At 71.2% G+C, this 21,821-nt stretch carries 26 protein-coding genes; 15 read left to right on the top strand and 11 right to left on the bottom strand.

Annotation, left to right across the window (positions count from 1 at the left end; all coding sequences use genetic code 11):
- The first annotated feature begins 56 nt into the window (after positions 1–56).
- From ABT063_RS23910 to ABT063_RS23865, 10 genes are read left to right on the top strand one after another with little or no spacing between them, the layout of a single operon-like run.
- On the top strand, positions 57–437 hold the full coding sequence (locus ABT063_RS23910; RefSeq protein WP_351059777.1) for a gas vesicle protein GvpO: 381 nt from the start codon (positions 57–59) through the stop codon (positions 435–437).
- A gap of 58 nt (positions 438–495) precedes the next feature.
- Positions 496–927 carry a gas vesicle structural protein GvpA gene (locus ABT063_RS23905; RefSeq protein WP_351059774.1) on the top strand — a complete coding sequence of 144 codons (432 nt, stop codon included), beginning with the start codon at positions 496–498 and terminating at the stop codon, positions 925–927.
- Positions 924–1,694, top strand: coding sequence for a GvpL/GvpF family gas vesicle protein (locus ABT063_RS23900; RefSeq protein WP_351059772.1), 771 nt, complete (start codon positions 924–926; stop codon positions 1,692–1,694). The genes ABT063_RS23905 and ABT063_RS23900 overlap by 4 nt, the downstream gene beginning before the upstream one ends.
- A gap of 6 nt (positions 1,695–1,700) precedes the next feature.
- Positions 1,701–1,964 carry a gas vesicle protein GvpG gene (locus ABT063_RS23895; RefSeq protein ID WP_351059769.1) on the top strand — a complete coding sequence of 88 codons (264 nt, stop codon included), beginning with the start codon at positions 1,701–1,703 and terminating at the stop codon, positions 1,962–1,964.
- Entirely contained in the window at positions 1,961–2,671 is a 711-nt protein-coding gene (locus ABT063_RS23890; protein WP_351059766.1) for a DNA primase, read from the top strand. The genes ABT063_RS23895 and ABT063_RS23890 overlap by 4 nt, the downstream gene beginning before the upstream one ends.
- Positions 2,668–3,753 carry an SRPBCC family protein gene (locus ABT063_RS23885; protein WP_351059764.1) on the top strand — a complete coding sequence of 362 codons (1,086 nt, stop codon included), beginning with the start codon at positions 2,668–2,670 and terminating at the stop codon, positions 3,751–3,753. Before ABT063_RS23890 ends, ABT063_RS23885 begins: the two co-directional genes overlap by 4 nt.
- Positions 3,750–4,076: a gas vesicle protein gene (locus tag ABT063_RS23880; protein WP_351059761.1), complete on the top strand. Its 327-nt coding sequence runs from the start codon at positions 3,750–3,752 to the stop codon at positions 4,074–4,076. Before ABT063_RS23885 ends, ABT063_RS23880 begins: the two co-directional genes overlap by 4 nt.
- The gene (locus ABT063_RS23875; protein WP_351059758.1) at positions 4,073–4,933 is read left to right on the top strand and encodes a GvpL/GvpF family gas vesicle protein; all 861 of its coding nucleotides are present in this window, start codon (positions 4,073–4,075) and stop codon (positions 4,931–4,933) included. The genes ABT063_RS23880 and ABT063_RS23875 overlap by 4 nt, the downstream gene beginning before the upstream one ends.
- Complete coding sequence (locus tag ABT063_RS23870; protein ID WP_351059756.1) at positions 4,930–5,118, top strand: gas vesicle protein; 189 nt, start codon at positions 4,930–4,932, stop codon at positions 5,116–5,118. The genes ABT063_RS23875 and ABT063_RS23870 overlap by 4 nt, the downstream gene beginning before the upstream one ends.
- A complete protein-coding gene (locus ABT063_RS23865; RefSeq protein ID WP_351059754.1) occupies positions 5,115–5,402 on the top strand; it encodes a gas vesicle protein K in 288 nt (95 codons plus the stop codon). Before ABT063_RS23870 ends, ABT063_RS23865 begins: the two co-directional genes overlap by 4 nt.
- Positions 5,403–5,455: 53 nt before the next feature.
- On the opposite strand, the gene ABT063_RS23860 is transcribed toward ABT063_RS23865, so the two are convergent.
- The 3 genes from ABT063_RS23860 to ABT063_RS23850 all read right to left on the bottom strand — a co-directional run bounded on the left by ABT063_RS23860 (position 5,456) and on the right by ABT063_RS23850 (position 8,106).
- Positions 5,456–5,626, bottom strand: a complete 171-nt coding sequence (locus ABT063_RS23860) for a hydrophobic protein (protein WP_351059751.1) — start codon at positions 5,624–5,626, stop codon at positions 5,456–5,458.
- A 42-nt stretch (positions 5,627–5,668) separates the two neighbouring features.
- Positions 5,669–6,490 carry a class I SAM-dependent methyltransferase gene (locus ABT063_RS23855; RefSeq protein ID WP_351059748.1) on the bottom strand — a complete coding sequence of 274 codons (822 nt, stop codon included), beginning with the start codon at positions 6,488–6,490 and terminating at the stop codon, positions 5,669–5,671.
- Positions 6,491–6,612: 122 nt separating this feature from the next.
- The gene (locus tag ABT063_RS23850; protein WP_351059745.1) at positions 6,613–8,106 is read right to left on the bottom strand and encodes a bifunctional phosphatase PAP2/diacylglycerol kinase family protein; all 1,494 of its coding nucleotides are present in this window, start codon (positions 8,104–8,106) and stop codon (positions 6,613–6,615) included.
- 118 nt (positions 8,107–8,224) lie between these two features.
- Here ABT063_RS23850 and ABT063_RS23845 point away from each other — a divergent pair, with 118 nt between their 5' ends.
- Positions 8,225–9,844: an ABC-F family ATP-binding cassette domain-containing protein gene (locus ABT063_RS23845; RefSeq protein WP_351059742.1), complete on the top strand. Its 1,620-nt coding sequence runs from the start codon at positions 8,225–8,227 to the stop codon at positions 9,842–9,844.
- Positions 9,845–10,004: 160 nt separating this feature from the next.
- Here ABT063_RS23845 and ABT063_RS23840 read toward each other — a convergent pair whose 3' ends face one another.
- Positions 10,005–11,126: a baeRF2 domain-containing protein gene (locus ABT063_RS23840; protein WP_351059739.1), complete on the bottom strand. Its 1,122-nt coding sequence runs from the start codon at positions 11,124–11,126 to the stop codon at positions 10,005–10,007.
- Between the two features lie 57 nt (positions 11,127–11,183).
- Between ABT063_RS23840 and ABT063_RS23835 the strand changes: the two genes are divergently transcribed.
- The gene (locus tag ABT063_RS23835; protein WP_124437889.1) at positions 11,184–11,462 is read left to right on the top strand and encodes a DUF6158 family protein; all 279 of its coding nucleotides are present in this window, start codon (positions 11,184–11,186) and stop codon (positions 11,460–11,462) included.
- A gap of 31 nt (positions 11,463–11,493) precedes the next feature.
- On the opposite strand, the gene ABT063_RS23830 is transcribed toward ABT063_RS23835, so the two are convergent.
- The 6 genes from ABT063_RS23830 to ABT063_RS23805 all read right to left on the bottom strand — a co-directional run bounded on the left by ABT063_RS23830 (position 11,494) and on the right by ABT063_RS23805 (position 17,719).
- A complete protein-coding gene (locus tag ABT063_RS23830; RefSeq protein ID WP_351059735.1) occupies positions 11,494–13,596 on the bottom strand; it encodes a catalase in 2,103 nt (700 codons plus the stop codon).
- Positions 13,596–14,138, bottom strand: coding sequence for a type 1 glutamine amidotransferase domain-containing protein (locus tag ABT063_RS23825; protein WP_351059732.1), 543 nt, complete (start codon positions 14,136–14,138; stop codon positions 13,596–13,598). The genes ABT063_RS23830 and ABT063_RS23825 overlap by 1 nt, the downstream gene beginning before the upstream one ends.
- Before the next feature lie 5 nt (positions 14,139–14,143).
- Positions 14,144–14,827 (bottom strand): diguanylate cyclase, encoded by a 684-nt coding sequence (locus ABT063_RS23820; RefSeq protein WP_351059729.1) that lies wholly within the window; start codon positions 14,825–14,827, stop codon positions 14,144–14,146.
- Positions 14,824–15,258, bottom strand: a complete 435-nt coding sequence (locus ABT063_RS23815) for a CBS domain-containing protein (protein WP_351059726.1) — start codon at positions 15,256–15,258, stop codon at positions 14,824–14,826. Before ABT063_RS23815 ends, ABT063_RS23820 begins: the two co-directional genes overlap by 4 nt.
- The gene (locus tag ABT063_RS23810) at positions 15,258–15,644 is read right to left on the bottom strand and encodes a DUF2795 domain-containing protein (RefSeq protein ID WP_351059723.1); all 387 of its coding nucleotides are present in this window, start codon (positions 15,642–15,644) and stop codon (positions 15,258–15,260) included. The genes ABT063_RS23815 and ABT063_RS23810 overlap by 1 nt, the downstream gene beginning before the upstream one ends.
- Before the next feature lie 278 nt (positions 15,645–15,922).
- Complete coding sequence (locus ABT063_RS23805; RefSeq protein WP_351059720.1) at positions 15,923–17,719, bottom strand: thiamine pyrophosphate-requiring protein; 1,797 nt, start codon at positions 17,717–17,719, stop codon at positions 15,923–15,925.
- A 244-nt stretch (positions 17,720–17,963) separates the two neighbouring features.
- Between ABT063_RS23805 and ABT063_RS23800 the strand changes: the two genes are divergently transcribed.
- A complete protein-coding gene (locus ABT063_RS23800; RefSeq protein ID WP_351059717.1) occupies positions 17,964–18,761 on the top strand; it encodes an RNA polymerase sigma factor SigF in 798 nt (265 codons plus the stop codon).
- Here ABT063_RS23800 and ABT063_RS23795 read toward each other — a convergent pair.
- Positions 18,758–19,903, bottom strand: coding sequence for a GAF domain-containing protein (locus tag ABT063_RS23795; protein ID WP_351059714.1), 1,146 nt, complete (start codon positions 19,901–19,903; stop codon positions 18,758–18,760). The genes ABT063_RS23800 and ABT063_RS23795 overlap by 4 nt on opposite strands.
- A gap of 110 nt (positions 19,904–20,013) precedes the next feature.
- Between ABT063_RS23795 and ABT063_RS23790 the strand changes: the two genes are divergently transcribed.
- Both ABT063_RS23790 and ABT063_RS23785 read left to right on the top strand, forming a co-directional pair.
- Positions 20,014–20,730, top strand: a complete 717-nt coding sequence (locus tag ABT063_RS23790; protein ID WP_351059711.1) for an ANTAR domain-containing response regulator — start codon at positions 20,014–20,016, stop codon at positions 20,728–20,730.
- A gap of 177 nt (positions 20,731–20,907) precedes the next feature.
- Positions 20,908–21,708, top strand: coding sequence for a hypothetical protein (locus tag ABT063_RS23785; RefSeq protein WP_351059708.1), 801 nt, complete (start codon positions 20,908–20,910; stop codon positions 21,706–21,708).
- The last annotated feature ends 113 nt before the right edge of the window (positions 21,709–21,821 follow it).

Raw genomic sequence — 21,821 nt, 5'->3', positions numbered from 1 at the left:
TTGCCGACCGAAGGTTTGGCCAAGGGGCAAGCGGCCACCCGGAGTTAGAGGTGGCCATGTCGAACACAAAGAACACATCAGGGTCCCAGAGTTCACACAACTCCCCCAAAGGGAAAGAAAACGACACCAGAGGCGGCGCGGACAACAGCACGGCGGACGCCCGGCGGCCCACACCCATGGAGGTGCTGCGCCAGGCGCGCGCCCAACTGGCGGAGCTGACCGGTATGGCCGCCGAGAACGTGTCGTCCTTCGAACAGACCGAGGACGGCTGGTCGCTGGAGATCGAGGTCCTCGAACTCGCCCGTGTCCCCGACACGATGAGCCTGATGGCGAGCTACCAGGTCGACCTCGACCCGGAGGGGCAGCTCACCGGCTACCGGCGCGTTCGCCGTTACGAACGCGGGCGGGCCGACGCACACAGGCCCGGCGGCCGCTAGGCCGCCTTCCCGCGCACACACCCGTTCACCAGCCCACAGACAAGGAGGCGCGGTCGCCATGACCGTTGTCCCGGCACAGCAGACCGGCGGAGGGGGCGGCACCAGCGGCCTCTACGACGTTCTGGAACTCGTCCTCGACAGGGGGCTCGTCATCGACGCGTTCGTACGGGTCTCCCTCGTCGGCATCGAGATCCTGAAGATCGACGTACGGGTCGTCGTCGCCAGCGTCGACACCTACCTGCGCTTCGCCGAGGCGTGCAACCGGCTCGACCTTGAGTCCGGGCCGAACAAGAGCCCCGGCCTGCCCGACGTCGTCGGCGAGATCACCGAGTCCGGCTCGCGCGGCAAGTCCAAGGGGGCGCTGTCCGGCGCCGCCGAAACCATCTCCGGCGCCTTCAAGCAGGCACGCGAGGAGGGCCAGAGCGAGCCCGAGTCCAGGCCGCGCGCCCGCAAGTCCACCGCCTCGCGCAGGAAGGAGGAACAGGAGTGAGCACGTACGTCTACGGCATCACCGCCGCGTCCCATCCTTCGCTGCCCGAGGGCATGGGGGGTGTCGGCGATCCGCCGCATCCCGTGCGCATCCTGAAGGAGGGGGACCTGGCGGCGGTCGTCAGCGACGCCCCCGAGGGGCTGCGCCCCAAGCGCAGGGACCTGCTCGCCCACCAGAACGTGCTCAGCGAGGCGGGCGCGGCCGGCTGCGTGCTCCCCATGCGGTTCGGCAGCGTCGCCTCGGACGACGGCGAGGTCACCGGGGTGCTCGCCGAACGCGCCGAGCACTACCAGGAGCGGCTGCGGACTCTGGACGGCAAGGTCGAGTACAACGTCAAGGCCAGCCACAACGAAGAGGCCGTGCTGCACCGGGTGATGTCCGAGAACCCGGAGATCCGCGCCCTGACCGAGGCCAACCGGCAGGCGGGCGGCGGCAGTTACGAGCAGCGGCTGCAGCTCGGCGAGATGGTGGTGGCCGCGGTCAAGGCCCGCGAGGCCGAGGACGCGACCGATGTGCAGCACACCCTGGAACCGGCCGCCGAGGCGGTCAGCGTGGGCCCCGAGTCCACCGGCTGGCTCGCCAACGTCTCGTTCCTGGTGGACCGCGACGCGGCCGCGGCCTTCCTCGCCGCCGTGGAGCAGGTACGCAAGGGCCATCCGCACCTCGAACTGCGGGTCAACGGCCCGCTGCCGCCGTACAGCTTCGTCGAGCCCGGCCCGGCCGAGCCCGCGGGCAGGACGCTGGGCGCGGACCGCGGGGAGGAGTGAGCAGCCGTGGGACTGATCGGAGAGGTGCTGCTGCTGCCGTTCGCCCCGGTGCGCGGCAGCGCATGGGTGATCAGACAGGTGCTGAACGAAGCGGAACGCCTTTACTACGACCCGGCCACGGTCCGGGCCGAACTCGCCCGCCTCGAGGAGCGGCTCGAGGCGGGCGAGATCGACGACGAGGAGTTCGACCGCCTCGAGGACGACCTCCTCGACCGGCTGGAGATCGGCCTGCGCGGCGGCGCGGGGACTGGCGACGGGACGGCACGATGAACCGAGCGGGACTGGGCCTCGCGGTAGGGGCCGGATACGTCCTCGGACGTACGAAGAAACTGAAACTGGCGTTCGCCGTCGGCACGCTCGTGGCCGGCCGGCGGATGCACCTGAGCCCGCGGGTGCTCGCGGACCTGGTGTCCGGGCAGCTGCGGAACAACCCGCAGTTCAAGGAGATCGGGGACCAGCTGCGCGAGGACCTGCGCGGTGTCGGCAAGGCGGCCTCGGGTGCCATGGTCGAGCGGCAGATCGACGCGCTCGCCGACCGGCTGCACGGCCGTACCGCCCAGGTCCGCGACCAGCTCGCGGGCGTGGTGCCGGACGCGTCGGGCCTGGGCTCGGGGAACGAGGAAGCCGGGGAGCGCGAGGAGGACCGGGAGGATCAGGAGGGGGCGCAAGAGTACGACGAGCCGGACGCCGAACCGGACGAGGCGCCGGACGGGGCGCCGGACGAGGAGGCTCCCGCGCCACGCCGGAAGGCGGCGGCGAAGAAGGCACCGCCTCCGGCGAAGAAGGCCGCCAAGAAGGCGACCGCGAAGACGGCACCCGCGAAGAAGGCCGCCAAGGCGGCGGGGAAAACCCCCGGCGGAAAGGCTCCGGCCAAGAAGGCCGCCGCGAAGAAGCCCGCCGCGAAGAAGGCGACCGCGGCCAAGAGCACCGCCCGCGGCACCCGGGCCCGGCTGCCGAGGGGAGGCGGTGAACGATGACCGAGACCCTCGGATCGGCCCGTCACGCCACCGACCAGGCGAAGGGCAACCCGCTCACCGACGTGGCCCACAGCGAGGCCGCCGACCGGCTCAAGGCGGAGGTGCGCGAGTACCTCGCCGCCCAGGCCCAGCGCCTGCTGGCCGACCTCGGCCGCAGGCTCGGCGAGACCACGGTCAAGCTCAACGACGTCGCCGAGGGCAACAGCCCGGGCTTCACCCGGCTCGCCCTCGACGGCGGCCGCAAGCTCGCCGAGGGCAAGGGGCCCCTGCGCGGCGTGCTGGAGATCGGCGCCTCCCGAGCCAAGGACAACGTGCTCGGCGCGCTGAAGAACCTCGGCGGCGGCAAGGGGAAGCGCGCGGGCGGGGCGGGCAGGAAGCCCACCGTCATCATCGAGCACATCGACGTCGGCGTGCCGCTGCGCACGGCCTACGACCAGTGGACCCGGTACCAGGACTTCAGCACCTTCACCAAGGGCGTCAAGAGTGCGAACCGCGCCGACGACACGCACTCCGACTGGCAGCTGAAGGTCTTCTGGTCCAACCGCAGCTGGAAGGCCCACACCGTCGAGCAGGTCCCCGACGACCGGATCTCCTGGACCTCGGAGGGCGCCAAGGGCACCACGAAGGGCGTCGTGTCCTTCCACCGGCTCGCCGACAGCCTCACCCGGGTCCTGCTGGTGATCGAGTACTACCCCAAGGGCCTGTTCGAGAAGACCGGCAACGTCTGGCGCGCCCAGGGCCGCCGGGCCCGCCTCGACCTGAAGAACTTCGCCCGCTTCATCACGCTGAAGGGAGCGGCGGCCGACGGCTGGCGCGGCGAGATCCGCGACGGCGAGGTCGTCCTCCGCCACGAGGACGCCGTGGCCGAGGAGGCTCCCGAGGAGGCTCCCGAGGAGGACGAGGAGGCTTACGAGAGCGAGGATGAAGAGGAGGAGGAAGGCCCGTACGCCGAGGAGGACCAGGCGTACGAGGAGGACCAGGGCGAGTACGACGAAGAGGAGCCGGAGGACGAAGAGGCGCCGCGGGACGAGGGCGAGTACGAGGCCGAGTACCAGTACGCCGACGGCGGGAGCCGACGATGACCACCCCCAGCCGGCTGCCCGATCCCTACGGTTCGGGCAGTAGTGCCAACCTCGCCGACATCCTGGAGCGCGTGCTCGACAAGGGTGTCGTGATAGCGGGCGACATCCGCATCAACCTGCTCGACATCGAACTCCTGACCATCAAGCTGCGGCTCATCGTCGCCTCCGTCGACAAGGCGAAGGAGATGGGCATCGACTGGTGGGAGGACGACCCGGCCCTGTCCTCGCGCGCCCGCCGCGACGAACTGGCCCGAGAGAACGCCGAGTTGCGCGAGCGGATCGCCCAACTGGAGCCCGCCCGCACGCAGGAGGAGGCATCATGACCGGACTGCGGTACGTCTACGCCGTCTGCCGTCCCTTCGGCGCGGCCCTGCAATCCCAGCTGACGGGCGTCGCGGGTGATCCGCCCAGGCTGCTGAACCACCACGGCCTGATCGCCGTGGTCAGTCATGTGCCGGAGCGGGACTTCGCCGAGAAACCGCTCCGCGCCCATCTGGAGGACCTGGACTGGCTCACCCGGACCGCCCGCGCCCACCAGGGAGTGATTGACGCGCTCACCGTCGTCACCACCCCGCTGCCACTGCGGCTCGGCACCGTCTTCCGGGACGACAGCGGCGTACGCGTGATGATCGAAGAGCGCGAGGACGCCCTCAGGCGCGCCCTCGACCGGCTGGAGGGCCGGGTGGAGTGGGGCGTCAAGGTCTACGCCGAAACGGAGCCGGAGTCGGCGCCGGAGCGTCCGGAAACGGGCGGGCCGGCGGAGAAGGCGGTGTCGGGCCGGGATTATCTGCGGCAGCGGCGGCAGCGGGCCCGGGCGCACGAGGAGACCTGGCAGCGGGCGGAGCAGTTCGCGAGCCGGCTGCACGAAACGCTGTCGTCGTACGCCGAGGATTCCCGACTGCACGCCCCACAGAATGCCGCCCTTTCCGGCGCCCCCGGACGGAATGTGCTCAATGCCGCCTATCTGGTGCCGCGCGCTGATTCCGAGGAATTCGTGGAACTGGTGGACCGTACGAAGGACGAGGCACCCGGAATGCGAGTGGAACTGACCGGCCCCTGGGCCGCCTATTCCTTCGCGGGAGACATCGCGGGGGATGTGGCCGGTGATGTCGCAGGGGATGTGTCAGGGGACGCGACGGGGGACGCGACGGGGGACGCTTCAGGGGAGGAGGACCGGTGACGGTGATCGAGCGCCGTGAGGTCGCCCTCGTGGATCTACTCGACCGGCTGCTCGCCGGCGGGGTCGTCATCACGGGGGACATCACGCTGCGCATCGCGGACGTCGACCTCGTGCGTATCGACCTCAACGCGCTGATCAGCTCGGTGAACGCCCAAGTTCCATCGCCCTGGGGGGACCCGACGTGACGACCGAACGCCGCAACCGGCTGGACCTGGACCCCGACACCGTCGAGCGCGACCTGCTCAAACTCGTCCTGACGGTCGTCGAACTGCTGCGTCAGCTCATGGAACGCCAGGCGCTGCGCCGATTCGACGAAGGCGACCTGACCGAGGAGCAGGAGGAGCGGATCGGGCTCACGCTGATGCTGCTCGACGACCGGATGACCGAGCTGCGGGAGCGCTACGGACTGCGGCCCGAGGACCTCAATCTGGACCTCGGGCCGCTCGGACCTCTGCTTCCCAGGGACTGAAACCCCGGTTCCCGGGGACTGGATCCCCGGATCAATTCCTCACTTGTACCAGTTCACCACCTGTACCAGCGGCCCCTGCCTCCCGCCGCGGTCGTACCCCGCACCAGGAAGCCCAGAAGCCAGAGGACCAGGACGGCCAGCGCAATCCACCAAAGCACCTTTACCGCGAATCCGGCACCGAAGAGAATCAGCGCCAGAAGCAGGACGATCAGAATGGGAACCATAATGTGAACCTCCTGCTGTCCGGGTTTCCCGGAAACCGAGATTCAGGCTTCCTTGCGGCAGAGGATTTCTCCGTGCAGCACGCTGAACCAGCCGTCTTCCTGGTTTCCCCATTCCCGCCAGGCCCGCGACACGGCCCGCAGCTGCTCGCGGGTCGCGTGGCCGCCCTCCGTGGCCCGCTCCGCGTATGCCGAGGTCAGGGTGCGGTCCGCCCACAGGCCGCTCCACCACGCCCGTTCCTCGGCCGTGGCGAAGGTCCAGGTGCTGGAGGTGGCCGTGACGTCCGTGAGGCCCGCCCGCAGCGCCCAGGACTTCAGCCGGCGCCCCGCGTCCGGCTCGCCGCCGTTGGCCCGGGCCACCCGGCGGTACAGGTCCAGCCAGTCGTCCATCCCCGGTGACTGGGGGAACCAGGTCATGGCCCGGTAGTCGGAGTCGCGGACGGCGACGAACCCGCCCGGAGCGGTGACCCGCCTCATCTCGCGCAGTGCCCGCACCGGGTCACCGACGTGCTGGAGCACCTGGTGGGCGTGGACCACGCAGAACGTGTCGTCCGGGTAGTCCAGCGCGTGCACGTCGGCGACCGCGAAGTCGATGTTGGACAGGCCCCGTTCGGCGGCCGTGGCCCGAGCCTGGTCCAGGATCTCGGGCGCGTGGTCGACGCCGGTGACGTGCCCGTCGGGAACCAGTGCCGCCAGGTCGGCGGTGATCGTGCCCGGCCCGCAGCCGATGTCCAGGATCCTCATGTGGGGTTTCAGCGAGCCGAGCAGATAGGCCGCCGAGTTGGCGGCGGTCCGCCAGGTGTGGGAGCGCAGCACGGACTCGTGGTGGCCGTGCGTGTAGACGGCGGTCTCCTGCGGATTCGGCATGGCGGTCCCCTCTCGTCTGCCGGCGCACGAGGGCCTCGCGGCCCCTCCGGCGATACGGATCACCGTACTCCCGCATGTCGAATGTTGAGACCATGCGTCTTGACATGTGGTCTGACGGTTGATCAGTTCTCCGACGTCGGGCGGTAGACGGTGAGTGCCTCGGGGAGCTTCTCCAGGGTCACCTCGCCCTCCACCTCGGTGACTTCGCCGTCATAGGCCAGCAGTGTGCCCGGGGCGACACTGGCCAGATGCAGACGGCCGACCTGGACCGCCGCGTGCGCGGGGGAGCGGGTCAGCGGCCCCGCGAGGGCGGCCGACAGCAGCCGGAGGGCGGGCCGGCGGCCGCCGTGCACGACCCGTACGTCGAGCTGTCCGTCCGCCAGGTCGAGACGGCGGCCCGGTGTGAGGCCCATCCGGTGGTACGTGCCGTTGCCGGCGAACAGCAGCCACAGCGGCCGCGCCTTGCCGCGGAACTCGGCCTCCAGCGGATGCCGGTCGGTCCGCACCACGCGCAGCGCCGCCAGCACGCCTGCCGACCAGCCGCCGATCAGATGCGACCAGCGCTCCCGCTCGCGCACCAGCTCGGGATACACGCCCAGGCTGCAGGTGTTGAGGAAGATGCCCTCCTTCGTGCCGCAGGCGAACCGGGCGGCGTCCACCCGCACCCCCTCGCCCTGCTGGACGGCCCGGCTCAGATCGCGGACGCCTTCGATGCCGAGGTCGTAGGCGAAGTGGTTCAGCGTGCCGCCGGGCAGCACCGCGAGGGGCAGACCGTGCCGCAGGGCGACCTCGGCGGCGGCGTTGACCGTGCCGTCGCCGCCGCACACCCCGAGCGCCCGGGCGCGGGCCGCCGCCTTCTCCAATTCGGCGGGCACATCGGCCGGTTCGGACTCGACGACCTCGGCCGCGGGCAGGGCGGCCCGCAGCGCGCGGGCACGGTCGCCATTGCCCGAGGCGGTGTTCGCCACCACGACCAGGCCCACGCCGTCCGGCAGCGCGGGGACGTCCGCGCGATGCCGGGCCGACGGCAGGCTCTGGGCGCGGGTCGGCACCATGCCCCGTACGGCGAACGCGGCGCCCGCGCCCAGGGCCGCCCCCGCCAGTACGTCGCTCGGGAAGTGGACACCTGTATAGACGCGGGACATCGCCACCGAGAAGGCGACCGGAGCCACGACCGCGCCCCAGTTCGGCGACTCCAGGGCGACCCCCGTCGCGAACGCGGCCGCCGACGCGGAGTGACCCGACGGGAACGACGTGGTGATCGGCTGCCGCTTCAGCTGCCGGACCAGCGGAACCGGATCGAGCACGGGCCGGGTGCGGCGCACCGAGCGCTTGCCGAGGGTGTTGATGGTCAGGGAGGCCAGGCTGAGCGAGGCCAGACCCCGCGCGGCCGCCCGGCGACCTCGCGGGGTGCGGCTCGCGGCCATGGCGGCGGCCGTCGCGAACCACAGCACCCCGTGGTTCGCGCTCCGGCTCAGCCGCGGCAGGACCGGTTCGGCGGCGGGCCAGTGCCGTTCGGCGGCGAACTCGAACAGCTGGTTGTCGAGGGCCAGCAGCCAGTCGCGCAGCGCGTGACGGCCGGGCTTGGGGACGGTGAGGTCGACGTCTGGGCTCATGCCATGCGTGTACCCCGGCCCGCGCGGATCCTGTACGGCGCCAGACGGGTCCTTCACCGGGTCGGGCCGTCGGAAAACCGCTTGTCGGCGCGGTCGCGTGGACGCAGACTGGCTCCTCATGGGACATCTGGAAGCCGCACACCTCGAGTACTGCCTCCCCGACGGGAGGGCGCTGCTCGGCGATGTGTCCTTCCGGGTCGGCGAAGGGGCCGCCGTGGCCCTGGTCGGACCCAACGGCGCCGGCAAGACCACCCTGCTGCGGCTGATCTCGGGCGAGCTGAAACCGCACGGCGGGACCGTCACCGTCAGCGGCGGCCTCGGCGTGATGCGGCAGTTCGTGGGCTCCGTACGGGACGAGACGACCGTACGGGACCTGCTCGTGTCGGTCGCGCCACCCCGCATCCGCGAGGCCGCCGAGGCCGTCGACAAGGCCGAGCACGCCATCATGACCGTCGACGACGAGGCCGCTCAGCTGGCGTACGCGCAGGCCCTCGCCGACTGGGCCGAGGCGCGCGGGTACGAGGCCGAGACGCTGTGGGACATGTGCACCACGGCCGCGCTCGGCGTGCCGTACGAGAATGCGCAGTGGCGGCAGGTGCGCACCCTGTCCGGCGGAGAGCAGAAGCGGCTGGTCCTGGAGGCGCTGCTGCGCGGCACCGACGAGGTGCTCCTGCTCGACGAGCCCGACAACTACCTCGACGTGCCCGGCAAGCGCTGGCTGGAGGAGCGCCTGCGGGAGACCCGCAAGACGGTCCTGTTCGTCTCCCACGACCGCGAACTCCTCGCCCGCGCCGCCGAGAAGATCGTTTCGGTGGAGCCTTCTCCCGCAGGTGCCGACGCCTGGGTGCACGGCGGCGGCTTCGCCACCTACCACGAGGCCCGGCGCGAACGCTTCGCGCGCTTCGAGGAGTTGCGCCGCCGCTGGGACGAGAAGCACGCCCAGCTGAAGAAGCTCGTGCTGAACCTGCGCCAGGCCGCCTCGATCAGCCATGAGCTGGCCTCCCGCTATCAGGCCGCCCAGACCCGGCTGCGCAAGTTCGAGGAGGCCGGACCGCCGCCGGAGCCGCCGCGCGAGCAGGACATCAGGATGCGGCTCAAGGGTGGCCGCACCGGCGTCCGGGCCGTGACCTGCGCAGGGCTTGAGCTGACGGGCCTGATGAAGCCCTTCGACCTGGAGGTCTTCTACGGTGAGCGGGTCGCCGTCCTCGGCTCCAACGGCTCCGGCAAGTCGCACTTCCTGCGCCTGCTGGCCGGCGACGACGTGGCGCACACGGGGGCGTGGAAGCTCGGTGCGCGCGTGGTGCCCGGGCACTTCGCCCAGACGCACGCGCATCCCGAGCTGGAGGGGCGCACGCTGCTGGACATCCTGTGGAAGGAGCACGCCCAGGACCGGGGCGCCGCGATGTCCCGGCTGCGCCGCTACGAGCTGACGGGCCAGGCCGAGCAGACCTTCGACCGCCTCTCCGGCGGCCAGCAGGCCCGCTTCCAGATCCTTCTGCTCGAGCTCCAGGGCGTCACGGCCCTGCTCCTCGACGAGCCGACCGACAACCTGGACCTGGAGTCCGCCGAGGCCCTCCAGGAGGGCCTGGAGGCCTTCGACGGCACGGTCCTCGCGGTCACCCACGACCGCTGGTTCGCCCGCTCCTTCGACCGCTATCTGGTCTTCGGCAGTGACGGCCGCGTGCGGGAGACGGCGGAGCCGGTGTGGGACGAACGGCGGGTGGAACGGGTCCGCTGATCGTCGCCCGTCGCCCGTCGCCCGTCGCCCGTCGCCTGTGGCCTGTGGCCGGTCGGCGGTCGGCGGTCGGCGGTCGGTTGTCGACTGGCGGTCAGCGGTCGACTGTCTGCTGCCGAGTGTCGACTGTCGACCGGCGTTCGTCCGCGGCCAGCGTCCCCGCTCACGTCCAGCGCAGCAGCGCGCCCAGACCGCCCACCGGCGCTTCCTGCTCGGCCCTGGTCTCCGGCGCGGCCGCGGTCACCGAGATCGCCGGCGCGCCCGTCGCGACCGCCGAGCGGATCAGCGCGTCGTCCGCGCGGGCGGGCCAGGAGTGCTGCTCGCCGAGGATCTTCAGGTCCGTACGGCGGACCGCCAGCTGGTCGGGATCTTCGCCGATCCACACCTCACGGTGCGCGTCGGGACCGTCCGGCCGGATCAGCAGCTCGTCGATACGGTGCTCACGCGCCGCCTCGATCAGGGCGGGGACGCCCTCCACGGCACCGGCGCGCCCATCATCCCCGGGTGCGCGAGCCGCCAGGAACCGCTCCAGCTCCCGTTCCGCCCGCTGCCGCACATGGTCGGCGCGCGCCCGTTCCACGTCCTCGTGCAGCAACCTGCTGCCGGTGCCGTGCGGGGCCTCGACGACGAGGTCGTGCAGCCGCTTGGGCAGCCGCTCGTGCACGGCCCGCCGCTCCCGCTGCTCACCGACCAGGATCAGCAGGTCGGCCCGGGTCTCCTCCTGGCAGACGGCGAGCGCGTCGGCGATCTCGGCCGCGTTGTGCTCCCAGGTGTTCTCCACCCGCAGCTGGAAGTGCCGCTCGGACCAGTCGACCGAGCTCGTACGGTGTACAGGATACTGTCGACCGGCGACCGCACCGGCATCCCGTCGACCGAGCGCACTGCGCAGCTCGAAGTCGGCGCCCTTGCGGTCGATGTACGCCACGATGCACACCGGATCCTCACCGGCCAGCTCCAGCAGCGGCGCGGTGTGCGGCAAGGGCGCCCAGTGCGCGCTGTCGCCGTTCGGCGCCCTGGCCAGCGGCGGGTCCAGTACCACCTCGCCGGCCCGCGCGAACAGGGCCCGTCCGTGCGGTTCGGAGGAGTGCCGCAGCTCCTCCAGTGCCTCCCGTACGGCCCGGCAGGTCTCCTCGTCGGCGCCCTGCCGGGACAGTTCTTCGGACAGGGCCACGGCCGTCAGATGCCGTTCATGGGGTGTGTCCTCCGTATGCCGGGAGGTGCCGACGTACACGGAGGCCCAGGGCCCCGGATGTTCGTAGAGTGGATGCAGAAAAGCGAGATCCATGGCTCCCTCCCGGATGCCGCTTGGGGGTAGTGCTTGCCGGGCGGGTACCCGAACCGCATGAACGAACACGACGAGCGGGGCACCACCATGACCGGTATCGACCCCAACCGGCTGGACGACCAGCAGCTCATGAAGGAGCTGGAAACCATCCACCGCACGCGCCACGACACCCTGCTGTACGGCTCGAACGACGCGCTGCGGGCCCACAACGAGCGCATGGCGCAGTTGGAGGGCGAATACCTGCGCCGCAACCCGCGCCGCCCGGTCGCCGCGGGCCGCACCCGCGAAGGTGCCCGGGAACGGGAGAGCGGGGAGTCGACGACTCCCCGCAGTTGATTCACCCCCAACCTGGGGCCGGCCGCTGAGCTCAGCAGCGCAGCGGAGGCCGGTCCCAGTGTCGGTGCGCCGCGACGGCGTCCACGAACGCCCGGAGGAACTCCTCGCTCGCGGTGCCCGGCGAGGTGTCCGTCACCACGCCCTGGTCGGTCACCACGCGGTGGAACTCGGTGGACAGCCTGAGCCCCTCCGGTTCCAGTGACGACAGGATCCCCACGCCCGAGCCGAGCGCGCCCACGGGCTTCCCGTGCCGGTAAGCGTCCCGTACGAAGCGCATCGCGTCCTGATCGGCGGTGGTCGGCGGGGTGCCCACGGGTCCGCCGGGCAGCAGGACGGCGTCGTACAGCACGGAGGCGACGGTCGGCAGTGCGCGGTCGACCGTATACCGTTCACCGTCGGCGCCCTCCACGGTGCCGTCCGTAGCCGCCAGCGCCTCCACGATCGCGCCCTCGGCGGCCAGCGCCTCCCGCGCCGACGTCACCTGTTCGGCGTCGACGCCGTCGGTGACGAGGACCGCGATCTGCCGGGTGCGGATCGTGCCGTCGCCGCGCAGCGACTCCAGGCTGAGCGCGGGGGAGGCCAGCTTGTGCGCGGTCTCCTGCTCGGACGGCTCCGGCACCCCGATGCCGCGCGCCACCGCCGTCGCCAACTCGCCGTCCACCTTGCCCAGGTGCTCGACCGTACGGGCCCGGACCGTTATCGCGCCGACCTTGCCGAGCTCGAACCGGAAGGCCTCCACGATGTGCTGCTTCTCCCAGTCCGCCATGCTGTTCCAGAACAGCGCGGCCTGGCTGTAGTGGTCCTGGAAGCTCGGACTGCGCCGCCGGATCTTGTGGCCGTCCACCCGTTCCGCGTGGTGCGTGAACGCGTGCCCGTCCACGCCCGCGTGGGCCGGGCAGCCGCCACCGAGCGAGTTCGGGAAGTAGTTCGTGCCCCGGTGCAGGGCGCTCTGGTGGTAGCCGTCGCGCTGGTTCGTCCGTACCGGCGCCACCGGCCGGTTCACCGGCAGCTGCGAGAAGTTGGGTCCGCCCAGGCGGATCAACTGGGTGTCCAGGTAGGAGAAGTTGCGGGCCTGGAGCAGCGGGTCGTTGGTGAAGTCGATGCCCGGGACGACGTTGGCCGTGTGGAAGGCGACCTGCTCGGTCTCGGCGAAGAAGTTCTCCGGGTTGCGGTCCAGCACCATCCGGCCGATCGGCCGTACCGGCACCTGTTCCTCCGGGATGATCTTCGTGGCGTCGAGCAGATCGAAGTCGAAGGCGAACTCGTCCTCCTCCGGCACGAGTTGGACGCCCAGCTCGTACTCCGGATACTCGCCGGCCTCGATCGCGTCCCACAGGTCCCGCCGGTTGAAGTCCGGGTCGCGGCCCTGGCACTCCTGCGCCTCGTCCCACACCAGCGAGTGCACGCCCAGCTTCGGCTTCCAGTGGAACTTCACGAACGTGCCGCGCCCCTCGGCGTTCACGAACCGGAAGGTGTGCACGCCGAAGCCCTGCATCATGCGGTAGCTGCGCGGGATCGCCCGGTCCGACATCAGCCACATCATCATGTGCATCGTCTCGGGCTGGAGCGACACGAAGTCCCACAGCGTGTCGTGCGCGGACGCACCCGTCGGGATGTCGTTGTGCGGCTCCGGCTTGAGCGCGTGCACGAAGTCGGGGAACTTGATGCCGTCCTGGATGAAGAAGACGGGCATGTTGTTGCCGACCAGGTCGTAATTGCCCTCCGAGGTATAGAACTTGGTGGCGAAGCCGCGCACGTCCCGCACGGTGTCCGCCGAGCCCTTCGGGCCCTGCACCGTCGAGAACCGCACGAACACCGGCGTCTTCACGGCGGGGTCCTGGAGGAACGCCGCACGGGTGAACTCCGCGCAGGACTCGTACGGCTCGAAGTAGCCGTACGCGCCCGCGCCCCGCGCGTGCACCACCCGCTCCGGGATCCGCTCGTGGTCGAAGTGGGTGAGCTTCTCCCGGAAGTGGAAGTCCTCCATCAGCGTGGGCCCACGTTCGCCCACGGTCAGCGAGTCGTCGGTGTGGTCGACCTCCACACCCTGGTCGGTGGTGAGCGAGCCGGCGGCCGGGTCGTCCGCCCGGAAGGCCTCCCGCTGGTCCTGCTTGCGGTCGCTGGGGAAAGTCATCAGGCGGCCTCCTCGGCGAACACGTCGAGGAACGCCTCGCAGAACGCCTTCAGATCGTCCGGCTTACGGCTGGTGACCAGCTTGTTGTTCCCGTGGTCGCAGATCTTGACCTGCTCGTCCACCCAGGTGCCGCCCGCGTTGCGGATGTCCGTCCTCAGGCTCGGCCAGGAGGTCAGTTCCCGGTCGCGTACGACGTCCGCCTCGACCAGCGTCCAGGGGGCGTGGCAAATGGCGGCCACCGGACGGCCCTGCTCGAAGAAGTCCTTCACGAACGACACGGCCTTGTCGTCCATCCGCAGGAAGTCCGGATTGGCCACCCCGCCCGGCAGGACCAGCCCGTCGAAGGAGTCGGCCGACGTCTCGCCCACGACCTCCTGCACGGGGAACGTGTCCGCCTTGTCGAGGTGGTTGAAGGCCTGGATCTTCCCCGACTTCGTCGACACGAGCACGGCCTCGTGGCCGGCGTCCACCGCCGCCTGCCACGGATCGGTCAGCTCGATCTGCTCGACACCTTCGGGTGCCGTCAGAAACGCGATGCGCATGATGTTCAACGACCTTTCCTGAAAAGCTTCTTGGAGCGCGGCGCACGCCAGTGAGCCTCGTCGCTCGACGCGCGCTTCTTCCGTGTCCTGGCCGCCCGCCGGCAGCGCACCAGCTCCTCGCCGTACGGCAGGAGCACACAGGTGCCGATCGCGGCGGCGATGCCCACGAGGTAGCCGGGCGACAGCGGGCGCCGGCGCGGTACGAGGCGCCAGGCGTCCGGGTCGTCGCGGCCGCCGCGCAGCAGTGACTTGACCTGGTCGGCGTGCAGGCACATCAGCGAGGCCAGCGCGCCGAACGGCAGCGACTCCAGGAAGCTGTGGATGTGCTGCTCGACCGGTTTGACCTCGCGCTCGCTCTTCACCGCCGTGCGTACGTCCCACAGCGCGGTCGCCTCGTGCACCGCGGCCCCGCCCAACTGCACGGACAGCAGCAGCGGGTTGACCTCGTAGCGCAGGGTCAGCGCGATCGGCAGGCCGACCTCGGTCATCATCAGTGAATGGATCAGGGACTCCCTCGTCCCCGCCGTGTCCTCGATCCGGGTGCGCCGGTGCATCACCCAGTCGGCGAGACCGGGCACGAACCAGCTGGGCAGCAGCCCGTACAGCAGGTAGCGCGTGGTCGCGTCGCCGACGTCCACGGTGGCGCCCGTGGCGGCGATCTCGGCGGCCTGGTCGCGGCCCCGGCTCATACGCGGCCCCGCCCGTCGTCCGGCAGGGCCCGGCTGATGTCGGCGAGCGCCGAGTCGGGATCCTGCTCCTGAGCCAGATCGCCGAGGCTCACCATTCCGACCGGCAGCCCGCCCTCGACGACCGGCAGCCGGCGCACGGCGTGCTCGCGCATCAGCGCCACCGCCGCCGTCACCGGGTCGTCCGGGGCGACCACCACCGGATCCGGCGTGCACACCGCCTGGGCGCTCACCGTCAGCGGATCGGTGCCTTCGGCGACGGCACGCACCGTGATGTCCCGGTCGGTGAGCAGACCGACGACGTGCTGCCCGTCGGCCACCAGGACGTCGCCGATGTCCTGCGCGCGCATCAGCTGCGCCGCCTCGACCAGCGAGGCGTCCGGGCGGACGGCGACCACACCCGGCGTCATGACCTCCCTCACGAAATCGGCCATTACTGCGGGCCCTCCCTTCGGGTCAGTGCCCGCGCCAGCTCCTGCACGTTGGTGTAGCGCTCCTTGCGCGGCAGCCGCTCCAACGCCTCCACGAGGGCGTCGGGCGCGTTCTTGCGGCGCAGGGCACGCACCAGGTCCGCGGCAGGCGCGGGGAACGCGCTGCGGCCCAGCATCCGGGCCAACTCCAGCCGGACAACCTCCAGCGACGCTCCGGAGCTCCCCGGTGCCACCGGCCCGCCCGCGATCTCGGGATCGTCGTCGGCGGTCGGTTCGGGGTCGTGCCACTCCTCGGTCCGCGTGGGGTGCCCGGAACGGAGCAGCCCCTGCAGTTCGTGCTTCATCTCGTCGTCCCGGTGGCGGCTCAACCGGTCGCTGCCTCGCTGCATGTCTCCCTCCAGACCTTCCGGGGTGGGCACCGCGTACCCGAAGACCGGAGGCCGACACGGGGTTTGCACCCCGGATGCCGGGAGACCCGGCCCACACCCCCCCGCGCACATCCCTGGGGAAGGACGCGCCATGGCGGTGCTCGCTCTGATCATCCCGCTCCTCATGCTCGGCGTGGTGCTGGCCCTGGGCCGATACGAGGAACTGCTGCTGCCACCGGACCCCGGGGAGCGAGCCGACCGGTACGACCCGGCCGTCACCCCACCCCCCTCGGCTCCCGTCACTTCTTCTCGCGGCCCGGCAGGAACTCCTGCACCTTCGCCTTGAGGCCTTGCTTGATCATGGACGCGCGGTCCGCGTCGCCCTTGAGGATCGAGGCGGCCGTGGCCTCCATCTGCTCCCAGGTGGCGTGCGGGGGGATCGGCGGTACGGCCGGATCGGTGAGGAACTCGATCACCGCGGGCCCGTCCGCCTCAAGCCCCGCACGCCAGCCCGCCTCGACGTCCTCCGGCTTCTCCACCCGCACCCCGGTCAGCCCGAGCGAACGGGCGAAGGCGGCGTACTGCACGTCCGGGATCTGCTGCGAGGGCAGGAAGGACGGAGCGCCCTCCATGGCCCGCATCTCCCACGTGACCTGGTTCAGGTCGTGGTTGTTCCACACCCCGATCACCAGCCGCGGGTCCTCCCACAGGTCGCGGTACTTCGCCGCGGTGATCAGCTCCGCCATCCCGTTCATCTGCATCGCGCCGTCCCCCACCAGCGCGATCGCAGGCCGGTCCGGATGGGCGAACTTCGCGCCGATCGCATATGGCACACCGCATCCCATCGTCGCCAGCGTCCCGGACAGCGACCCGCGCATACCGGTCCGCATCGTCAGATGCCGCGCGTACCAGTTCGCCGCCGACCCCGAGTCGGAGCTGACGATGGCGTCGGCCGGCAGCAGCGGATCCAGGGCGTGGGCGACGTACTCCGGGTTGATCGGGTCGGCCGACAGCTGCGCTCGCCGCTCCATCACCTCGCGCCAGCGCCGCACGTTGTCGCACACCGTGTCGTACCACTCGCGCCCGCCGCGGTCCGTCTGCAGCATCGGGATCAGCCGCTGAAGCGTCGCCTTGGCGTCGCCGACGAGATTCACCTCGTACGGATAACGCATCCCGATCATGTGCGGATCGATGTCGATCTGCACCCCCCTCGCCTGGCCGAACTCCGGCATGAACTGCGTGTACGGGAAGGACGACCCGATGGTCAGCAGGGTGTCGCAGTCCCGCATCAGCTCGTACGACGGACGGGAGCCCAGCAGACCGATCGAACCGGTGACGTACGGCAGTTCGTCGCTCAGGGCGTCCTTGCCGAGCAGCGCCTTGGCCACACCGGCGCCCAGGAGTTCGGCGAGCCGCTCCACCTCGACCCGCGCGCCGGCCGCGCCCTGGCCGATCAGGATCGCCACCTTGTCACCGGAGTCGAGGATCTCCGCCGCCCGCCGCAGGGACTCCTCGGACGGAACCGCCGTCCAGGAACTGCGGTCCAGGCTGGAGGGAACCATCTTGAACTCGTGCGTGGGCGGCGAATAGTCGAGCTCCTGCACGTCGCCCGGGATGATGACCGCCGTCGGACAGCGGCGCGCGTAGGCGGTGCGGATGGCCCGGTCCAGCACGTTCGGCAGCTGCTCGGGGACCGTCACCGTCTCCACGAAGTCGGAGGCGACGTCCTTGAAGAGGGTGTGCAGATCCACTTCCTGCTGATACGAGCCGCCCATCGCGGTGCGGTGCGTCTGGCCGACGATCGCCAGCACCGGCACATGGTCGAGCTTGGCGTCGTACAGCCCGTTGAGCAGGTGGATCGCGCCCGGACCGGAGGTCGCCGCGCACACTCCGAGACGACCGCTGAACTTGGCGTAGCCGACCGCCTCGAACGCGGACATCTCCTCGTGCCGTGACTGGACGAAACGGGGCTGGTTCTCGGCCCGCCCCCAGGCGGCGAGCAGACCGTTGATGCCGTCGCCGGGATAGCCGAAGACGTGCTCCACACCCCACTCGCGCAGCCGCTCGAGGACGTGGTCGGAGACCTTGGTACTCATGGACGGACCTCCCGGACATAGGTGACACAGGCAGCAGCCCTACGAGTCACCCCGCGCGCCTTCGGAAAACCTGCCCGGTGTTTGCGGCCGGGGCCCGGGGGCAGGCGCACACACAGTGCTTCGGACCGGAGGCACGTCCGTGGGAGCGGCGGGACGCCGCCCCGGACGCGTCTGTCCGAACCCCAGACGCGCTCCCACGGTGACCGTCCAACCCAGAGCACAACCAAGGGAGTTGCGACGCATCATGCCCACTCATCAAGTGAGCGCGAAGCACCACCCGCACGACGACGCGCCCGACACGGCACAGGCGTTCCGCAAGCTCGCCGAGCTCCCCCCGGGCCACCAGCGCGACATGCTCCGTGAGCAGATCGTCGAGGCCTGGCTGCCCATGGCCGACCGGCTCGCGGGACGGTTCCGCAGCCGCGGCGAGAACTTCGAGGACCTGCGCCAGGTCGCGGCCCTCGGCCTGGTCAAGGCCGTCGACCGGTACGACCCCTCGCGCGGCAACGCGTTCGAGAGCTACGCCGTGCCCACCATCACCGGCGAGATCAAGCGGCACTTCCGCGACCACATGTGGACCCTGCACGTACCCCGCCGAGTCCAGGACCTGCGCAATCGCGTCCGCTTCGCCAGCCAGGACCTGTCACAGACCATTTCGGGGCGCAGGCCCACGGTCGCGGAGATCGCCCAGCACGCGAACATGAGCGAAGAGGACGTCCTGGTGGGCCTGGAGGCCCTGGAGAGCTTCACGGCCCTGTCGCTGGACGCGGAGCTGCCCGGCAGCGAGGACGGCTACTCGCTGAGTGACGCGCTGGGGTCGGCGGACCCCGCGCTGGACACGGTCGTGGACCGGGAGGCGGTGAAGCATCGGCTGGCCGCACTGCCGGAGCGGGAGCGGGCGATTCTGTACATGCGGTTTTTCGGAGACATGACCCAGAGCCGGATCGCCGAGCAGCTGGGGATCTCGCAGATGCATGTGTCCCGGCTGATCAGCCGGTGTTGTGGGCGGGTTCGTGAGCAGGTGATGAGGGACGCCGCCTAGCGCGTTCCGGTCATCGCCAGCGCGATGTGGCGGGACATGGTGTCCATGGCCTGGGCCTCGGCCATCGAAAAAGCGAGGCGGGGGCCGCAGCGGAACAGGGTGAGGACGCCCTGGACCGCGCCCTCCACCCGCAGCGGCACGCACAGCAGTGACGTGACGTTCGCCTGGGCCAGGACCGGTGTGCCGTTCTCGTCGTGGCCGAAGGCGTACGGGTCCTCCGGGCGGATCTGCAGGGCCGTGGATCCGCCCCGGGCCGCCTCCACGACCAAGGGGCAGGTGGCCGGGTCCTGCGCCGACAGGATGGCCGCCTCCTTTTCCGAGGGCGCCAGGACCGTCGTACGGGAAAGGCGGGCGGCGCCGGTGTCGGCGATCACCCAGTCGGCGAAGCGGCCGTGCAGCACGTGTGCCGCCCGCTCCAGGACCGTCGTACGGGATAAGCGGGCGTCGGCCCGGGTGGTCAGCAGGGTCGTGGTCATGGTGTCCAGGAGGTCCATCAGGGCCGCGTGCCGGGTGGCCTCGGTGAGGTCGGGGACCTGGCCGGTCGCGCCCTCGGCCGGGGCCGGGGCGGCGGGCACCGTGGAGCCGCCCGGCTGCAGCACCACCAGGACCGTGGTGCGCGGCTCACCCCGCGGGTGTACGGCCGTGAGGGTCGCGTGGACCGGAACCGACGGGCGCTGCTGGAGGTGGACGGTCAGGCCGCGGTCGCCCTCACCGCGCGCCACCGCCGCCGCCTGGGACCGGAACGCGGCCCGGTCGGCGTGCGCGAGGAGCCCCGTCAGGGGGCGACCCGTCGCGTATCCGGCACGGACGCCGGTGAACGTGGTCGCCGCGAAGTTGAGCCGTCGTACGACCGTCTCGCGGTCCACCAGCGCGACCGGCTGCGGGAAGCGCTGGAACACCGTGCGCAACAGCTGCTGCTCCTGACGGTCGGCACGTTCGCCGGAGGGAGCGCGGGACGGGCCGGTCGCGGACAGCCGCTCGTACCAGGGCCACAGCCGGTCGGCGACGTGGTCGAGTTCGAAGATCGCCGCGTCCAGCACCGTCGGCAGGTCCCCGCCCGACGCGGACCGCGCCGCTTTGAGCTCCGCGACGCGGCGTACGAAATCCGCGAGCTCTTCACCGAATTCGTCCGTCTGCGTCATGCGATGAACCTAGCGTGCGGGGCTCGGCCCCGACCGGCGGTGGTCACAACAGGGGTTGCTGTTTTCCATCCGGGGCAGCCGGAAGGTGCGCACAAGAGGAGGCGAGCAGCATGCCGGACACCGAACGCTCAGGCTCCTGGGGTACGGAGTCTGCCGAGTCCGCCCTTCCCGGGCGGCGACTGTCGGAACTGGTCGAGCACGCCGCTCGCTGTACCGCCGACTGCTGCGGTGCCAGCGGCATGGTGAGCGAGGGCGCCGGCGAACCGCCCGCCGCGGTCACCCACCCCGACCTCGCCGCGCTCGTCGCGGTGCAACTCCGCTCCGGTGACGGACCCATCCCGGCTTCCCTCGACCACGGGAGGACCGTGGACTGCGCGGACCTCCTGCGCGAGGAGCGCTGGCCGGAGTACCGCGCCCTGGCGCTCGACTCGGGGGTGCGCTCCAGTGTGACGATCCCCTTCCGGCGCTCCGGGCTGACGGTGACCCTCAGCCTCTACAGCTTCCGGCCCGGTGCCCTGTCCGACGCCCCGCACGGGCCCGCCGGGGCGCTCGGCGACCTCGCCGCGACCTGCCTGGTCCGCGACCGCTCCTACCGTGCCGCGCTCACCGAGCTCGACCAGCTCGGCACCGCCCTGCGCTCCCGTCCCGTCGTCGACCAGGCCTGCGGCATCGTCATGCACGTCCTGGGCTGCGACGCCGAGACCGCCTTCGGTGTACTGCGGCGCATCTCGCAGGGTGCGAACCGCAAGCTGGCGGACGTCGCCTCGGCCGTCGTGGAGCGGCGGGGCAGAGGACTGGAGAAGGAGCTGGCGTCGCTGCTGAACTGACGTCGGCAGCCGGGGCCGCAGGGAATCCGGGCCTCGCCGCCGTGTCACCCGCTCGGCCGTCCTCGTCCCGCGAATGGTGTCCGGCCGCGCGCGTCCCGGCGGTGGGCGGGCTGTGATGGGTGCGGGGGCACGTGTGCCGTGTCCCCGGCCCTGTCCTCGGCCGAAGGAGCCCCCTCCATGCGCCGCACCGCCCGCGCCCTGTCCGTCGCCGTCCTGGCAGGTGCCGCCCTGTCCGTCGCCGCGCCGGCCGCTTTCGCGGAGCCGGCCGCCGAGGTCAGCCCGAGCAGCGTCTCCGCGGGCGGCAACGTCACCGTCTCGGTCTCCTGCGACCCGGTCGGCGGGCACGGGCCCGACACGATCGACGCCACCTCTCAGGCCTTCGAGGAGGGCACCGTCCGGCTGAAGCCGGCCTCCGGCCACGACGACGAGAAATCCGGCCCCGCCTACAGCGGCACCGCCCGCATCGCCCCCACCGCGAACTTCGAGGGCGGCGTCGACGCGGCAGGCAAGAACTCCGCGTGGAGCGTCGACGGCACCTGCCCGGCAGCGCACGGCGGGCAGGGCAAGCAGTGGAGCGCCACGTTCACGGTGTCCCGGGGTAGCGGGAGCGGTAGTGGAAGCGGCAAGCCGTGCGGCACCGGGTCGCACGACACCAGCTCTCGTGACACCGGGTCGCACGACACCAGCTCACGCGACACCGGGTCGCACGACACCGGATCACACGGCGACTCCTGCGCCACCAGCCGGCCGTGTACCGAGTCGCACGGCAAGTCCTGCGCCACCACCCACCCCTGCACCGAGTCGCACGGCGACTCCTGCGACGGCGCGCTCGTCCCGCGTGGAGTGCGCGCGGGCGAGGGCGGTTCCTTCACCGACTCCGTGCCCGCCCTGGTCACCGGCGGCCTGCTGATCGCGGGGGCGTCCGGAGCCGCTGTGTACCGGCTGCGTCGCAAGAAGAAGCCCGCTGATGAGAGCTGACTCGAACCGCTGAGGAGGGCAGCCCCGGACCGCCGCCGCCCCCGCCCGTGTGACCGGAGCAACCCGCTCGGAGGCCCATGGTCCGGCGCCACCCTGGGTACTCAGAGCCCTAG

This window comes from Streptomyces sp. NPDC002838 (assembly GCF_040295365.1).
GTDB lineage: Bacteria > Actinomycetota > Actinomycetes > Streptomycetales > Streptomycetaceae > Streptomyces.
The sequence above is the reverse complement of the archived record's forward strand: the minus strand, read 5'-3'. Positions and strand labels throughout refer to the sequence as shown.